The sequence below is a fragment of the Embleya sp. NBC_00896 genome, from assembly GCF_045207785.1.
Lineage (GTDB): Bacteria > Actinomycetota > Actinomycetes > Streptomycetales > Streptomycetaceae > Embleya.
Genome location: NZ_CP108776.1, coordinates 5,478,669 through 5,493,791, shown reverse-complemented (window position 1 = coordinate 5,493,791; position 15,123 = coordinate 5,478,669). Strand labels below are relative to the sequence as shown.

The following is a 15,123-nucleotide window of genomic DNA, read 5'->3' as shown; positions in this document are numbered from 1 at the left end:
GGCGAGCCCGCGCACCGGCCCGGCCCGCCCGACACTAGGCGGGCGGTGACTCCGCGTGATCGGAGGCCGCGTCGGCGTCCTTGCCGTTGAGCGCGTGCGCCGGCTCGGGGACGAACTCGCGCGCGGACGGCACGGCCTCGGCGTTGCTTTCGGCCTTGGTCTCGGCCTTGGTCTCGGCCTCCGGCCGCGTGACGTCGGTCGCCGCGGGCGCGGGGCCGGCCGGCCTGGGACGCCACACCCGGTCCGCGAGGAACTGCATGCCCAGCGCGGCCAGGAACAGCACGACGCCGAGCACCACCAGGCCGATCGGGATGGTGTCGTGCACCAGGCGCAGGTCCGCGCCGCGCTCCTTGGCGTCGGCGATCAGCTTGGCCGACCACGCCGGCCGCGGCTTGAACGTGCCGTCGAAGACCCGGGTGACCACCGGCTTCGCGGTGGGGTCGTCGGCCGGCGGCGAGGTCCGCAGTTCCTCGGTGCGGGTCTCCTCCACGTACACCGGCATGCCCGTGACCGGCTCGACCCACATCTTGCGGGTCGCGGTGTACCAGAGCTGCATGCCGTCCTTCTCGATCGCCACCGGATCGAGGCCGCCCGGGAGCTGCTTGGGCATCGGGATCTTCATCCACGGCACCTGCTGCTCGAACCGGTACGTCTGCAGGCCGCCGCGCTTCTCGGTGCCCTTGTACGCGATCACGTTCGCGCTGTGCGCCTGCGAGTCGTAGTAGTTGTAGTCGCGCTTCCCGGTGAAGAACGGCCACTTGTACGCGAGGCCGGTGTGCGCGGCCGGGGCGCCGTCGATCGACTCGCCGCAGCAGTTCTTCGGGATCTGCGTCGCCGCGTCGAACGCGTAGCGCTCCGGGAGCTGGGTGACGACCTTGCCCGTGCTGTCCAGGACGGCGAGGTTCAGGTCCCAGACGATCGTGCCGTCCTTGCTGTCCTTCGCGTTCGGCCGGATCGTCTGGATGGCGGTGATCTTCGCCTTGCCCGGGCCCTCGGGGGAGCCGAGCAGGGTGGCATCGGTCGCGTCCAGCACCACGACCCGGTACGCGTCCTCGCCCGCGAGCGACGCGGCGACCAGGCGCGGGAAGACGAACTCGCGCAGCAGGGGCGCGAGGGCCACGCAGAACACTGCCGCGACCAGCAGGATCAAACTGGACTTACGACGCATCGAGGTGGACCCCTTGACGATGGAACCGGGTACGGATTCGCGCCGCCGAGGGCGCGGTACTAGGGCCGCGCGGGCGGGCTCGTGACCTGGAGCGGCTTGTGCACCGTCGAGGGCTCGGAGGCGGCGACCGCGGTCACCGCGAACGCGGCCCCCACGGCCAGGACCACCCCGATCACGACCGCTGCGAAGGAACGCATGTGTGGCGGTCCCACCTTTCCTGCCTTGGCCGCCGTCCCGACCGCCGACGATGGGGCACCGTAGCAAGAAACGAGAACAGGTTCCCGTTATTCGCGGATCGGATCGGGTCGGATCTGGTCGGCCGGCGGATCGGGGTCCGTCGATTCGGGGCTTGGCGCTGGGGGTTGGGGATTGGAGGTTCGGGCTTCGGTGCCCTCGGTCAGGACGCGGGCGCGGTGTCCGTGGCCGAGGACGACGCGCTCTCCCCGCCCGTCGTGCGCGACGCCGACGGCGAGCCCGAACCCGACGCGCTCGCCGGCGGAGTCGTCGCCGGGTCGCTCGAAGCGGGCTTCGTGGTCGGCGGCTTGCTCGTGGGCAGCTTGCTCACCGGCGGCTTGGATGTCGGCGGCTTGGACGTGGACTGCCGCACGTCCGGCACCGCCCGCGCACCCGTCGCGTAGTACGTCATCCACGACTTGACCGTGCGCAGGTACTCGTCCGAGTGGTTGTAGCTGTAGATCGCCGCGTTCAGGCCCGCCTCCTTGGACAGGTCCCGGTCGCCCGCGCACAGGTAGCGCCCCGCGGCCAGGGTGGCGTCGAAGACGTTCTGCGGATTGACCTGACCGTCCCGGTTGCCGTCCATGCCCCAGCCCTTCCAGGTGGAGGGGATGAACTGCATCGGACCCACCGCGCGGTCGAACTCGGTGTCGAAGTCGTAGCGACCGCCGTCGGTGTCGGTGATCCGGGCGAACTGCCGGCCGTCCAGGCGCGGGCCCAGGATCGGCGTCACCGCCGTGCCGTCCGCGGTCACGTTGCCGCCGTACGCGTGCTCCGACTCCACCCGGCCGATCCCGGCCAACAGCGTCCACGGCAGCTTGCAGCCCGGATCCATCCGAGCCAGGTTGGACGCGGCCTGCTGATACGCCGCCAGCACCGTCTGCGGAATGCCGCCCGTGCCGGTCGCCGACGTACCGCGAGTGCCGGCCGGGGCCGTGGCGCCGCCGGGCGAGGCCGTCGTGGCGGGAGCCGTCGTCGGCGCCCCGGCCACGGCCGCCGGCACCACCGGCGGGAGTTCGAAGTGGCCCGGCCCGCCGCCGTTGACCGAGGTACCGTTCGCCGGCGCGGGATCCGAGAGCCGCGGCAGGTCCGACGTCGGCACGCGGTGCGCGGTCACCATCGAGAACGGCGACTGCACCGCCGCGCCGCAGGCCAGCACCACCAAGATCGCCGCCGCGCTGCCGATCCACGGGTTCAGCACGCGTCTGCGCGGGCGCGGCGCGTCCTGCCCGTCGGACATCGACGTCGCCACGGGCTTGGACACGGGCTCGGGCTTGGACACGGGCTCGGACGCGGGAGCCGGAGCGGATATTCGCTCCGCCGCCGGCTCCACCGCGCCCTCGTCCGACACACCCGGCTTCTGCGGATCGGGCCTCGACTCGGCCTCTTCCACGAAGCTCCCCCCTCTGTGCGCTGATTCGACCGCCAACCGGTCGGCCTCTACCACCGGTGACCGTGCGAACCTATGACAGCTTCGGCCGGCTCTCCACCCCCACGGCACACTCATTCACGATCAGTGCCCCGCGTCCTCCCAGTTCGGCCCGAAACCGACCGAGACGTCCAGCGGAGCCCGCAGCGGATACGCGCTCGCCATCTCCCGACGCACCAGCGCCTCCAGCCGCTCACGCTCGCCCGGCGCGACCTCGAGAACGAGTTCGTCGTGGACCTGGAGCAGTACCCGCGACGCCAGCTTCTCGTCCCGCATCGCGCGATCCACACCCAACATCGCGACCTTGACGATGTCCGCCGCGGAACCCTGGATCGGCGCGTTGAGCGCCATCCGCTCGGCCATCTCGCGGCGCTGGCGATTGTCGCTGGTCAGGTCCGGCAGGTAACGACGCCGGCCGAACACCGTCTCGGTGTAACCGGTCTGCCGCGCCTCCTCGACCACCTTCTGCAGGTAGTCGCGCACCCCGCCGAACCGCTCGAAGTAGTTCTCCATCAGACCGCGCGCCTCGCCCGGCTCGATGTCCAACTGCTGCGACAGACCGAACGCCGAGAGCCCGTACGCCAATCCGTACGACATCGCCTTGATCTTGCTGCGCAGTTGGTGGTCCACCGCGTCGGGCGCCACCCCGAAGACCTGCGCGGCCATCGTCGTGTGCAGGTCCTCCCCCGTCGTGAACGCCTCGATCAACGCGGCGTCCTCCGACAGGTGCGCCATGATGCGCAGCTCGATCTGGCTGTAGTCCGCCGTCAGCAGACCCTCGAAGCCCTCGCCCACCACGAACGAGCGCCGGATCAGCCGCCCCTCCTCGGTACGGATCGGAATGTTCTGCAGGTTCGGGTCCTGCGAGGACAACCGGCCCGTCGCCGCCACGGTCTGATTGAACGTGGTGTGGATACGCCCGTCGTCGCCGACCGTCTTGATCAGACCCTCGACCGTGGTGCGCAGCCGGGTCTGGTCGCGGTGGCGCAACAGGATGACCGGCAACTCATTCGTGGTCTGCGTCGCCAGCCACGTGAGCGCGTCGGCGTCGGTGGTGAACCCGGTCTTGATCTTCTTCGTCTTCGGCAGGTTCAACTCGTTGAACAGGATCTCCTGCAACTGCTTGGGCGAACCCAGGTTGAACTCGTGCCCGACGGCGGCATGCGCCTCCTCCGTCGCCTGCTTCACCGCCGCCGCGAACTGCTCCTGCAGCTCCTCCAGATACGGCAGATCGGCCGCGATGCCCAACTGCTCCATGTGCGCGAGCACCGGAAGCAACGGCAACTCCATGTCCTGGAGCAGCTCCAGGCCACCCTTCGCGGCCAACTCCACATCCAACGCGGCGGCCAGATCCACCACCGCGCGCGCCGCCAGCATCAGCACCTCGCCCTGCCCGGCGTCGTCCTCACCCGACATGTCCAGCGACAACTGCCCATGGGCGGCGTCGGACTGGTCCGCCTTCAACTCACGGCCCAGGAACCGCTCCACGAGCGTGTCCAACGCGAACGAACGCTGACCCGGCAACACCAGATACGCACCGAGCGCGGTATCGCTGGTCACCCCCCACAACGCCCAGCCGTGCGCCGCCAGGGCCAGGATCGGACCCTTCGCGTCGTGCACCGCCTTCGGCCGCTGCGGATCCGCCAACCACGCCGACAGCGCCGCGTCGTCGCCCTCGTCCATCGTCAACGGGTCCACGAACGCCGCCGTGCCGTCCGCGCCGGCGAACGCCAGCCCCTTCACGGCGCCCGTCCCCCGACCCCACACACCCTCCACGGCAAGACCCGTACGCTCCGCGCCCGACGCGTGCTCCTCCAGCCACGCCGTCAGACCACCCGGCTCCACCACCGTCGTGTGCATCTCGAAGCCCGGCTCCGCCTTCGCCTGCGCCGCAGCGATCACCAGACCCGGATCCACCGCCCACAGCCGATCCCGGAAACTCGCGTTGCGGAACTCCAACGCGTCCAGCACGACCTCGATCGCCTCCCGATCGAACGGCATGCGCTCCAGCTCGGTCGGCGTCACCTCCAGCTCGACATCGCGCACCAGCTCGGTCAACCGGCGATTCAGCTTCACGTTGTCCAGGTGATCGCGCAGATTCTGCCCGGCCTTGCCCTTGACCTCGTCCGCCCGCTCCATCAGGTCCGTGAACGAACCGAACTCGCGAATCCACTTCGCGGCAGTCTTCTCGCCCACCCCCGGAATGCCCGGCAGGTTGTCGCTCGGGTCGCCGCGCAGCGCCGCGAAATCCGGATACTGAGCCGGCGTCAGGCCGTACTTCTCCTCCACCGCCGCCGGCGTGAACCGGTGCAGCTTGCTCACGCCCATCATCGGATACAGCACCGTCACGTCCGGCGTCACCAACTGCAACGAGTCACGGTCGCCGGTGAGGATCAACACCTCGAAACCCTCGGCCGCCGCCCGCGTCGCGATCGTCGCGATCACGTCGTCGGCCTCGAAGCCCGCGACCCGCATCGTCGGCACACCCATCGCGTGCAACGCCTCGACGATCAGCTCGATCTGGCCCTTGAACTCCTCCGGAGTCTCCGACCGGTTCGCCTTGTAATCCGGAAACTCCTCGGTCCGGAACGAACGCCGGGACACGTCGAACGCCACCCCGAGATGGGTCGGCGCCTCGTCCCGCAAGACGTTCACCAACATCGACGTGAACCCATAGACCGCCTGGGTCGGTTGACCCGTCGCGGTACTCATCGACGCTTCCTTGAGCGCGTAGAACGCCCGATAGGCCAGGGAGTGCCCGTCGAGCAGCAGAAGTCGCGGCCGGGAACCGGCGGGAACGGAGGTCTGGGGGGTCTGAGTCGCTGCCACGACCGCGATCCTAGGCTGTCAGGCCGACACAACCACGTTTCCGGAGGAGCACCCCATGCACGACCAGACCCCGCCGCCCACCCTCGAAGAGGTCCTGGCGTTCATGAACCTCGGCGCCCAGGACACCCTGGCCGAGCGCATGGGGATCGAATACGTGGAAGCCTCCGCCCAACGCGTCGTCGCCACCATGCCCGTCAAGGGCAACACCCAGCCCTACGGACTGCTGCACGGCGGCGCGTCCTGCGTCCTCGCCGAAACCCTCGGCTCCGTCGGCTCCGCACTGCACGCCGGCCGCGACGGCATCGCCCTGGGCATCGAGATCAGCGCCACCCACCACCGCTCCGCCAAGGCCGGCCTGGTCACCGGCGTCGCCACCGCCATCCACCTCGGCCGCAGCCTCGCCACCTACGAGATCGTCATCACCGACGAGGACGACAAGCGCATCTGCACCGCCCGCCTCAGCTGCATGATCAAGCGCGGCTGACCGAGCCCGCAAACGCCACCGCGCGGCGGAGGGGCCGACCCCCTCCGCCGCGCGGATGCCCACACGGACCGATGCCCGACGCCGTGGCTAGGCGCCCTCACCCAGATACGCCTCGCGCACCTTCGGATCCGACAACAGCTGATCGGCCGGACCCGACAGCACCACGGAGCCCGTCTCCAAGGCATAGCCCCGGTGCGCCAACCGCAACGCCTGCGCCGCGTTCTGCTCCACCAGGAGCACCGTGGTGCCCTGCTCGTTGATCTCCCGGATGATCTCGAAGATCTGCGCCACGATCAGCGGCGCCAGACCCATCGACGGCTCGTCCAGGAGCAGCAGCTTCGGCTGCCCCATCAGCGCGCGCCCGATCGCGAGCATCTGCTGCTCGCCACCCGACAACGTGCCCGCCAACTGCGAGCGCCGCTCGTGCAGCCGCGGGAACAACTCGAACACCCGGTCCAGCTCGGACTTGGACACCGACTTGAACCGGTACGCGCCCATGTTCAGGTTCTCCACGACGGTCATCGCCGGGAACACCCGGCGACCCTCGGGAGAATGGCCGATACCCAGACCCACCACGTGGTGCGCCGGCACGCCGTCGATCCGCTCACCGCGCCACCTGACCTCGCCCTCACGGGGCGTCAGGAGACCGGAGATCGTCCGCAGCGTCGTGGTCTTGCCCGCGCCGTTCGCGCCGAGCAGGGCCACGATCTCGCCCTCGTTCACCTCGATGTGCACGCCCTTGAGCGCCTGGATGGCGCCGTAGAACACGTGCAGATTGTCGAGTTCGAGCATCTTCTTGCGGGGTGCGACGGCCGTCGTCCCGGCCGGCTTGGCCAGCCCGACCGCGTCCGCGCCCGTACCCGTGGACTCGGCGCCGCTCATTGCTCGTCCTCCCCATCCCGCTGCGCGGGGACCGTGCCATCCGCGACCTCGGCCGCGGCGTTCTCGCCCGCGGCCACCATCTCCGCGGCCATCTCGGCGCCCAGATAGGCCTCCACGACGGCGGGGTTGCGCTGCACCTCGGACGGCGACCCCTGCGCGATCACCTTGCCGAAGTTGAGCACCGTCACCCGGTCCGCCACCGACATCACCAACCGCATGTCGTGCTCGATCAGCAGCACGCTGATCCCCAACTCGCGGTTGATCCGCCGGATCAGCACCTCCAGTTCGAGCTTCTCGGTCGGGTTCGTCCCCGCCGCGGGCTCGTCCAGGAGCAGCACCTGGGGATCGGTCGCCAACGCGCGGGCGATCTCCAGACTGCGCTGCTGGCCGTACGACAGGGACGCGGCCAGCTCGTTGAGCAGGTGGTCCATGCCGACGAAGTGCAGCAGCTCCAGCGCACGCCGGTCGCTCGCGCGGTCCTCGCGCCGGGCGTTCGGCAGCCCCAGCATGATCGAGACCGGGCCCGACTTCTGCCGGGTCTCCGCCGCGATCTTCACGTTCTCCAGCGCCGTCAAGGCACCGAAGAGGCGAATGTTCTGGAACGTCCGGGCCACCCCGAGCCGGTTGACCAAGTGCGGCTTGCGGCCCTTGAGGGAATGCTCGCGCCCCTCCCGGTCGCGCAGCACGATGCTGCCTTCCTGCGGGACGTACATCCCGGTCAGCGAGTTGAACAGCGACGTCTTGCCCGCGCCGTTGGGGCCGATCACCGCCAGGACCTCGCCCCGGTGCAGATCGAACGCCACATCGGACAGACCCACCAGGCCGCCGAAGCGCAGCGTGACGCCACGCGCCGACAGGACCTGGTCGTCCGCGTTCACCCGCGGCGTCTCGCCCGCCTGGGTCTTCGTGGTGCTCACGTCATCCTCCCGCCGGCCGGCTCCGTCATCGCGTCCGCGTCGCCGAGACCCTGCTTGGCCATCGTCAGCTCACGCTTTCGCCGGACCGAGGGAATGAGCCCCTGCGGCCGGTAGATCATCATGACGATCAGCAGCGCGCCGAGGTACATGAAGCGGTCGTTCGGGTTGACCCAGTCCTTCATGTACTGGGGCAGCCAGGCCAGGAACGCCGTACCGATGATGACGCCCCACAGCGAACCCATGCCGCCGAAGATCACGTACGCCACCACGAGCACCGAGAACAGCAGCAGGAAGCTCTCCGGAGAGATGAACGCCGCCTTGCTCGCGTACGCCACACCGGCGATGCCGGACGTCGACGCACCGATCGCGAACGCCATCAGCTTGAACTTCACCGTCGCGACGCCGGTCGCCGAAGCGGCCACCTCGTCCTCGCGGATCGCCGTCCAGGCCCGACCCACGCGCGAGTGCTCCAACCGCAGGAACGCGATGATCAAAATCGTCGCGATCGCGATCAACAGGTACCAGTACGGCACCGGGTCGAGCTCCCAGTCGTAGTCGATCGGGCCGATGTGCACGGCGAAGTTCGAGATGCCCTGCACACCACGCGGACCGTTGGTGAACCCGTCGGAGTTCTTCGCGATCAGGTAGATGATCTCGTGGAACCCGAGCGTCACGATCGCCAGGTAGTCACCGCGCAACCGCAGCGTCGGCGCACCGAGCAGCAGGCCCGCCAGCAGACACGTCACCACCGCGACCGGGATCACCAGGAACGCGTTCAGCGTGATCGGCGGCTGCACGGGCATCGCGCCCGTCCAGTACGCCGTGCTGTACGCGCCGATCGCGAAGAACGCGATGAAGCCCAGGTCGAGCAGACCCGCCCAACCGATCACGACGTTCAGACCGATCGCGAGGAGGACGTAGATCGCCACCTCGTTCACCAGGACCTGGTTCCAGAACGTGGACAACAGGTTCGGCAGCAGGATCAGCAGCCCGATCACCAACAGCGAGACACCCAGGCGGACCCAGATGATCCTGCGCCACTGGGCCGTCGTGCTCCGGGTCGTGTCCTTCGCGCTCTGGAGCACATCGGTCACCGGCCGGTAGAAGCGATCCAGCGGCCCGACCGAAGGGGCCACATACCGGGCGTAGAGCGGCTGGGTGAATTCGAGAATCGCCCACAGCACGACCGCGCCGAGGATCCACCACAGCAGACGCAGCGACCCGAGGGTCTCGTCCAGCGAGAAGAAGATGTCGTCACGGCTGCCCTGCGGCCCGCTCATCACATCGAGCAGCACGGCCGCCGACACGATGCCCACCAAGCGCCCGACCATCGGGTGCTGATACCAGCGCTTGCGGCGCAACTTGGCCAGCGCCGACGCGGTCGGCGCGAATTCCTTGTCCGTCGTCGTCGTGGTCACGCCGACCTCCCCAGACGTTCGCCCAGGATGCCGGTCGGCCGGAACATCAGCACCAGGACCAGCACCACGAAGGCACTGACGTAACGCCACGACTCACCGAAGATCGGCGACGAGAAGCTCTCGACGATGCCGAGCAGCATGCCGCCCATCATCGCGCCGCGAATGTTGCCGATACCGCCGACGACCGCCGCGGCGAACGCCGTGATACCGGGCAGGAAGCCCATCGTGAACGACAGCTGGAGGTGCAGGCCGAACAGGAAGCCGGCGATACCGCCCATGAACCCGCCGATGATGAACGTCCGCGAGATCACCTTGTCGATGTCCACACCCATCAGGCCCGCCGTCTCGGCGTCCTGCGCGACGGCGCGGATACCCGAGCCGAGCTTGGTGCGGTTCACCAGGTAGTCCAGGCCGATCATCATGAGCACAGCCGCACAAACGATCAGCAGCTGAAGGATGGTGACCTGGGTGCCGAAGACCGAGAAGACCTTCTTGTTCTCGAAGAGCGTCGGCAGGGCACGCGCGTCGCGGCCGAACAACTTCCCCGCAAGGTTCTGGAGGAAGTAGGAGGCGCCGATCGCGCTGATCAGGAACGCCAATCGTGGCGCGTTCCTGCGTCTGAGCGGTCTGTACGCCACTTTTTCGAGCGTAAAGGCCGTGGCCGCACCGGCGGTACCGGAGACGGCCAGACCGATCGCCACCAGGAATACCGACATGAGAGTCGTCGGATTACTGGGGTCGATTGCGGTCAAAGCCAGGAGCGCCGCGTAGGCGCCCACCATGAAAACCTCGCTGTGCGCGAAGTTGATGAGCTGCAGCACGCCATAGACGAGGGTATAGCCGATGGCGATCACCGCGTACAACGCACCGAGCATGATTCCTGGAATAAGATAATCCAGGATTTCATCAGGTCGCATAAGGAAAGCTTCCTCAAGAAAACCGGACGGGCCCGGGTCTTCCCGAAACTCCGGGAAGACCCGGGCCCGATCGTCTGGTTGTGCCGCCCCTAACGAAGGGGTCAGCCGCCCACGAGCTGGTCGATGTTGCCCATGTAGCCGATCTTGCCGCCCTTGACCTGGTAGATGAAGGTCGTGGCGCCGTCGTACTCGCCGTTCGGCAGGAACTTGAAGGTCTTGGTCAGACCCTTGTACGAAGCACCCTTGAGCTTGTTGAGCATCGCCTCGCGGGTGATGCTCTCCTTGCCGAAGGTCTTCATCTGGTCGATCACCAGGTTGGCGATGTCGAACGACTCCGCCGAGTAGGTGCTCGGGTTCGTGCTGAAGCGCTTCTTGTAGTCGTCCGTGAACGTCTTCGTGGCCGCCTCGACGTTCGCGTCCGAGCACGGGCAGGTCAGGTACCAGTCGTTCGAGGCGTCCCCGGCGAGGGAGACGAACTGCGAGTCGTTGGTGCCGTCACCGGAGAACTTGGGACCGGTGAACCCCGCCTCCTTGAGCTTCTTCGCGAACGGCGCGCCGTCCTGGTAGTAGCCCGCGTAGATCATGGCGTCCGCGCCGGAGTTCTTGATCTTCGTGGAGATCGGACCGTAGTCCGGGGTGGCCTTCGGCACGCTGTCCGAGACGACCTGGACACCGGCCTTCTCCAGCTCGCTCTTGGCCACCTTCGACAGGCCCACGCCGTACTCGGTCTTGTCGTCGACGACGAAGACCTTCTTGGCCTGGAGCTTCTTGGCGAGGTACTTCGCCATCCCGCTGCCCTGGGCGTTGTCGTTCGGCGTGCCCCGCAGGAACGCGGTGAAATTGTTCGCCTCGTTCGTCAGGGACGGGTTCGTCGCCGACGGGGAAACCGTGGCGAGCTTCGCCTTTGCATAGTTCGGCGACGCGGCCTTCGTGGGGCCGGAGAAGGCGGGACCGACGACGGCAATGACGTTCTTGTCGTCGATCAGCTTCTGAGCCGCGGAGACCGACTTGGTCTCCGACGCCTCGTCGTCCGAGGTCTTGAACTTGAGCGTGAAGGGAAGATCACCCTTCGCGTTGGCCTGCTCGACGGCGAGACGCGCGCCGTTCTCTTCGTTGATACCAAGCTGGGCGTTCTCCCCCGAGAGCCCTGCTTGGAAACCGATCGTCCAGGTCGGCTTACCGCTGTCCGCGGAGTTGCCGCCGGTGTCACCGGCCTTCTTGTCCTTGTCGTCATCATCACTGCCGCACGCGGAAAGCACGAGCGCGGCTGCCGCGATGGGCAGCGCGATATTGACTACGCGTCGCTTGAGCACAGCAAACCCCAACCCCTTGTAGAAAAAAGCCTAGGGAGCCCGCACGGGGCGCCTCCACAAACCGCGATGAACATGCGGTGCCCGGAATGTAGTCCGGCAGGAACGGCAGCGGCAGTGCGCCGGCCGAGATGTGATGCGCCCGTAACCAGATGTAATCCAAAAGAAACACTGAATGAAAATGTTCGAAGCAAAGTGATCAAATCTGATCATCTGATGCCCGAAAAACACCGAACCCGCCCGGTTTGACCACACTCGGGCGGGTTCGTAGGAGTATCGGTAGGGCTGGGTCAGTCGGCGACGTCGCCTCCGGACACCACGACCTCGGCTACCGTGCGCATCGACATCCGCCGGTCCATCGAGGCCTTCTGGATCCAGCGGAACGCGTCCGGCTCGGACATTCCGTACTTCTCCTGGAGCACGCTCTTGGCGCGATCCACCAGCTTGCGCGTTTCCAGCCGCTGGGTCAGATCGCCGACCTCGCGCTCCAAGGCGGCCAGTTCGGTGTACCGCGAGACGGCCATCTCGATCGCCGGAACGAGGTCGCCCTTCGTGAACGGCTTGACCAGATAGGCCATCGCACCGGCGTCCCGGGCCCGCTCGACCAGCTCGCGCTGCGAGAACGCGGTCAGCATCAGCACCGGCGCGAGGCGCGCCTGGGCGATCTGCTCGGCGGCCGAGATGCCGTCGAGGATCGGCATCTTCACGTCGAGGATGACCAGGTCGGGGCGAAACTCCTGAACGAGCTCCACGGCCCGCTGCCCGTCGCCGGCCTCGCCGACGACGTGGTACCCCTCTTCTTCCAGCATCTCTTTGAGATCGAGCCGGATCAGCGCCTCGTCCTCGGCGATGACGACACGGGCGCGCTGGCTGTCCTGCGCCGCGGCGGGCGGCTGCGTGGCGGCGGTCACGTGGCTCCTCGATCGTCGAAATGGTGCGGACACGAGGGTACCGAGAGGCGGTATGGTGTTCCTCGTGCAGGGGTTGGGTCTCGCGCAGACGACGAAGTGCCCAGCTTTGCCGCCCCGGTAGCCCAACGGTAGAGGCCATGGATTCAAAACCCATCCAGTGTCGGTTCGAAACCGACCCGGGGCACTAGCTAGTCCGTTCGAGTGAATCCAACTCGTTCGACTGCTTGTTCGTACTCTTGCGTGAATTCTCGTACGCATGTACCCGCAAGAGACCGTGGATCTGGCACTGCGCCTCCACGAACAAGGACTGACAGACGCGGCAGTCGCAGAGGCCTGTGGCGTTTCCGTGCGATCGGTACGCCATTGGCGCTGGGGCACTCGACGCAAGCCGAACACAGAACGCGCATACGTAGCGTGCCAACATGATCACCCTAAGATCACGCCGAACGCCTATGCATACTTGTTGGGCATCTATCTGGGCGACGGCCACATCATCAGCAAACCACGCCAGCATCACCTGACCGTCTCATGTTGCGACGCTTGGCCCGGCCTCATCGACGAGGCTGAAGCTGCGATGCGAGTGGTCCTGCCCCAAGCCTCCACCTCCCGTGTACAGCGGACGGGTTGCACTGACGTGAAGTCGTACTCCCGACACTGGACTTGCCTCTTTCCGCAACACGGCCCCGGCCGCAAGCACGAGCGGTCGATCGTCCTGGAGCCCTGGCAAAACGAGATCGTCCGAGCCGAACCATGGGCCCTCGTTCGCGGGCTCATCCACTCCGACGGCTGCCGGAATGTGAACTGGACCACCCGTACGGTCGGCGGTGAACGCAAGCGCTACGAATACCCGCGCTACCTCTTCAGCAACGAGTCCATGGACATCATGCGCATCCTCACGACCACCCTCGACCAGCTCGGTGTCGAGTGGAAATTCGCGCGCCGAAATGTCCTCTCCGTCGCCCGCCGGGCCTCCGTCGCGCTCATGGACGAGCACATCGGGCCCAAATACTGACGGCCCGCCACCGCGGGGGTGACGGGCCATCGGTAGTGGTGCGGGGTGTTACGCGTTCGGGATGTCTCCTATGTGGTGCAGGCGGATCAGGTTCGTGGAACCCGGGACGCCGGGCGGGGAGCCGGCCGTGATGACGACCAGGTCGCCCTTCTTGCAGCGGCCGATCGCCAGCAGCGCCGCGTCGACCTGACGAACCATCTCGTCGGTGTGGTCGCACAGCGGGCCGAGGAACGTCTCCAGGCCCCACGTGAGCGCCAGGCGGCTGCGCACGGAGGGCTCGGGGGTGAAGGCCAGCATCGGGATCATCGAGCGGTAACGGGACAACCTGCGGCCCGTGTCGCCGCTCTGCGTGAACGCCACCAGATACTTGGCGTCCAACCGCTCGGCGATCTCGATCGCGGCCTTCGCGATCACGCCGCCCTGCGTACGCGGGCCGGCGAGGCCGCGGATCTCCTCGCGCATCGCCGAGGAGTCCTCGGCCGCGACGACGATCCGTGCCATGGTCTTGACGGTCTCGATCGGATACTTGCCGACCGAGGTCTCACCCGAAAGCATGACCGCGTCCGCGCCGTCCAGGACGGCGTTGGCGACGTCGGACGCCTCGGCGCGCGTGGGGCGCGAGGCGCTGATCATCGAGTCGAGCATCTGGGTGGCGACGATGACGGGCTTGGCGTTGGCCCGGGCCAGCGTGATCGCGCGCTTCTGCACGATCGGCACGGCCTCCAGCGGCATCTCGACGCCCAGGTCGCCGCGGGCGACCATGATGGCGTCGAAGGCGTGGACGATCTCCTCGAGGTTGTCCACCGCCTGCGGCTTCTCGATCTTCGCGATCACCGGGAGCCGGATACCGACCTCGTCCATGATCTTGTGGACGTCCTCGATGTCCCTCGCGGCACGCACGAAGGACAGCGCGATCATGTCGGCACCGAGGTTGAGGCCCCACTTGAGGTCCTCGATGTCCTTCTCGGACAGCGCGGGAACACTCACGGCCACGCCGGGGAGGTTGAGCCCCTTGTGGTCGGAGACCATCCCGCCCTCGATGACGATCGTGTGCACGCGCGGGCCCTCGACGTCGACGACCTCGAGGGTGACCCGACCGTCGTCGATCAGGATCCGCTCGCCCTTGGTCACGTCGGCGGTGAGGCCCTTGTACGTGGTGCCGACCTCGTGCTTGTCGCCGGGGACGTCCTCGGTCGTGATCGTGAACTCGTCGCCGCGCTCCAGGAGCACGGGGCCTTCGGCGAAGGTCTCCAGGCGGATCTTGGGGCCTTGGAGGTCGACGAGAATGCCGACGCTGCGACCGGATTCGTCGGATGCCCGGCGAACGCGGTGATAACGCTCCTCGTGCTCGGCGTACGCGCCGTGGCTGAGGTTGAAGCGGGCTACATCCATGCCTGCGTCGACCAGCGTGCGGATCTGTTCGTACGAGTTGGTGGCAGGACCCAGGGTGCAGACAATTTTGGCTCGACGCATGGTCAAGAGCCTAGTTCCTACCGCCGAGTAAGCCGTACCCGCGTCCGGTATATGGCGCTTTTCCAGGATGCGGAAAGAGCGCCGCCATGGCGACGCCCTTTCCCGTTCACACAAGTTTCCGTGGGTATTCGAACTCGTC

The 15,123-nt window shown here is 67.4% G+C and carries 13 protein-coding genes, 1 tRNA gene and 1 pseudogene; 4 read left to right on the top strand and 11 right to left on the bottom strand.

Annotation, left to right across the window (positions count from 1 at the left end):
• Positions 1–34 precede the first annotated feature (34 nt).
• The 4 genes from OG928_RS24940 to polA all read right to left on the bottom strand — a co-directional run bounded on the left by OG928_RS24940 (position 35) and on the right by polA (position 5,669).
• Positions 35–1,168, bottom strand: a complete 1,134-nt coding sequence (locus OG928_RS24940) for a DUF3068 domain-containing protein (RefSeq protein WP_406287538.1) — start codon at positions 1,166–1,168, stop codon at positions 35–37.
• A 59-nt stretch (positions 1,169–1,227) separates the two neighbouring features.
• Positions 1,228–1,365, bottom strand: a complete 138-nt coding sequence (locus OG928_RS24935; protein ID WP_406287535.1) for a hypothetical protein — start codon at positions 1,363–1,365, stop codon at positions 1,228–1,230.
• Positions 1,366–1,565: 200 nt separating this feature from the next.
• Entirely contained in the window at positions 1,566–2,795 is a 1,230-nt protein-coding gene (locus tag OG928_RS24930; protein ID WP_406287533.1) for a hypothetical protein, read from the bottom strand.
• Between the two features lie 120 nt (positions 2,796–2,915).
• Positions 2,916–5,669, bottom strand: coding sequence for a DNA polymerase I (gene polA / locus OG928_RS24925; protein WP_406291192.1), 2,754 nt, complete (start codon positions 5,667–5,669; stop codon positions 2,916–2,918).
• A 94-nt stretch (positions 5,670–5,763) separates the two neighbouring features.
• Here polA and OG928_RS24920 point away from each other — a divergent pair, with 94 nt between their 5' ends.
• A complete protein-coding gene (locus OG928_RS24920; RefSeq protein WP_406291190.1) occupies positions 5,764–6,144 on the top strand; it encodes a PaaI family thioesterase in 381 nt (126 codons plus the stop codon).
• An 87-nt stretch (positions 6,145–6,231) separates the two neighbouring features.
• Here OG928_RS24920 and OG928_RS24915 read toward each other — a convergent pair whose 3' ends face one another.
• The 6 genes from OG928_RS24915 to OG928_RS24890 form a co-directional block, all read right to left on the bottom strand.
• The gene (locus tag OG928_RS24915) at positions 6,232–6,936 is read right to left on the bottom strand and encodes an ABC transporter ATP-binding protein (RefSeq protein WP_406291188.1); all 705 of its coding nucleotides are present in this window, start codon (positions 6,934–6,936) and stop codon (positions 6,232–6,234) included.
• Between the two features lie 86 nt (positions 6,937–7,022).
• Entirely contained in the window at positions 7,023–7,943 is a 921-nt protein-coding gene (locus OG928_RS24910; RefSeq protein WP_406287531.1) for an ABC transporter ATP-binding protein, read from the bottom strand.
• On the bottom strand, positions 7,940–9,361 hold the full coding sequence (locus OG928_RS24905; RefSeq protein WP_406287529.1) for a branched-chain amino acid ABC transporter permease: 1,422 nt from the start codon (positions 9,359–9,361) through the stop codon (positions 7,940–7,942). Before OG928_RS24905 ends, OG928_RS24910 begins: the two co-directional genes overlap by 4 nt.
• Positions 9,358–10,278, bottom strand: coding sequence for a branched-chain amino acid ABC transporter permease (locus OG928_RS24900; protein WP_406287527.1), 921 nt, complete (start codon positions 10,276–10,278; stop codon positions 9,358–9,360). The genes OG928_RS24905 and OG928_RS24900 overlap by 4 nt, the downstream gene beginning before the upstream one ends.
• Before the next feature lie 101 nt (positions 10,279–10,379).
• The gene (locus tag OG928_RS24895) at positions 10,380–11,591 is read right to left on the bottom strand and encodes a branched-chain amino acid ABC transporter substrate-binding protein (RefSeq protein WP_406287524.1); all 1,212 of its coding nucleotides are present in this window, start codon (positions 11,589–11,591) and stop codon (positions 10,380–10,382) included.
• A gap of 287 nt (positions 11,592–11,878) precedes the next feature.
• On the bottom strand, positions 11,879–12,499 hold the full coding sequence (locus OG928_RS24890) for an ANTAR domain-containing response regulator (protein ID WP_406287522.1): 621 nt from the start codon (positions 12,497–12,499) through the stop codon (positions 11,879–11,881).
• Between the two features lie 111 nt (positions 12,500–12,610).
• On the opposite strand from OG928_RS24890, the gene OG928_RS24885 reads away from it, so the two are divergent.
• The 3 genes and pseudogenes from OG928_RS24885 to OG928_RS24875 all read left to right on the top strand — a co-directional run bounded on the left by OG928_RS24885 (position 12,611) and on the right by OG928_RS24875 (position 13,511).
• Positions 12,611–12,683 (top strand) — tRNA-Leu (locus tag OG928_RS24885).
• A gap of 72 nt (positions 12,684–12,755) precedes the next feature.
• Positions 12,756–12,857 (top strand): annotated as a pseudogene (locus OG928_RS24880) (helix-turn-helix domain-containing protein); the annotation flags it as partial.
• 105 nt (positions 12,858–12,962) lie between these two features.
• A complete protein-coding gene (locus OG928_RS24875; RefSeq protein WP_406291186.1) occupies positions 12,963–13,511 on the top strand; it encodes a helix-turn-helix domain-containing protein in 549 nt (182 codons plus the stop codon).
• A 48-nt stretch (positions 13,512–13,559) separates the two neighbouring features.
• Here the strand turns inward: OG928_RS24875 and pyk are convergent, their stop codons facing one another.
• Positions 13,560–14,984 carry a pyruvate kinase gene (pyk, locus tag OG928_RS24870; RefSeq protein ID WP_406287519.1) on the bottom strand — a complete coding sequence of 475 codons (1,425 nt, stop codon included), beginning with the start codon at positions 14,982–14,984 and terminating at the stop codon, positions 13,560–13,562.
• Between the last annotated feature and the right edge of the window lie 139 nt (positions 14,985–15,123).

Coding starts and splice junctions, on each gene's coding strand:
- OG928_RS24915 (WP_406291188.1), bottom strand. CDS start 6,936: ATGCTCGAACTCGACAATCTGCACGTGTTCTACGGCGCCATCCAGGCG.
- OG928_RS24900 (WP_406287527.1), bottom strand. CDS start 10,278: ATGCGACCTGATGAAATCCTGGATTATCTTATTCCAGGAATCATGCTC.
- OG928_RS24920 (WP_406291190.1), top strand. CDS start 5,764: ATGAACCTCGGCGCCCAGGACACCCTGGCCGAGCGCATGGGGATCGAA.
- pyk (WP_406287519.1), bottom strand. CDS start 14,984: ATGCGTCGAGCCAAAATTGTCTGCACCCTGGGTCCTGCCACCAACTCG.
- OG928_RS24935 (WP_406287535.1), bottom strand. CDS start 1,365: ATGCGTTCCTTCGCAGCGGTCGTGATCGGGGTGGTCCTGGCCGTGGGG.
- OG928_RS24940 (WP_406287538.1), bottom strand. CDS start 1,168: ATGCGTCGTAAGTCCAGTTTGATCCTGCTGGTCGCGGCAGTGTTCTGC.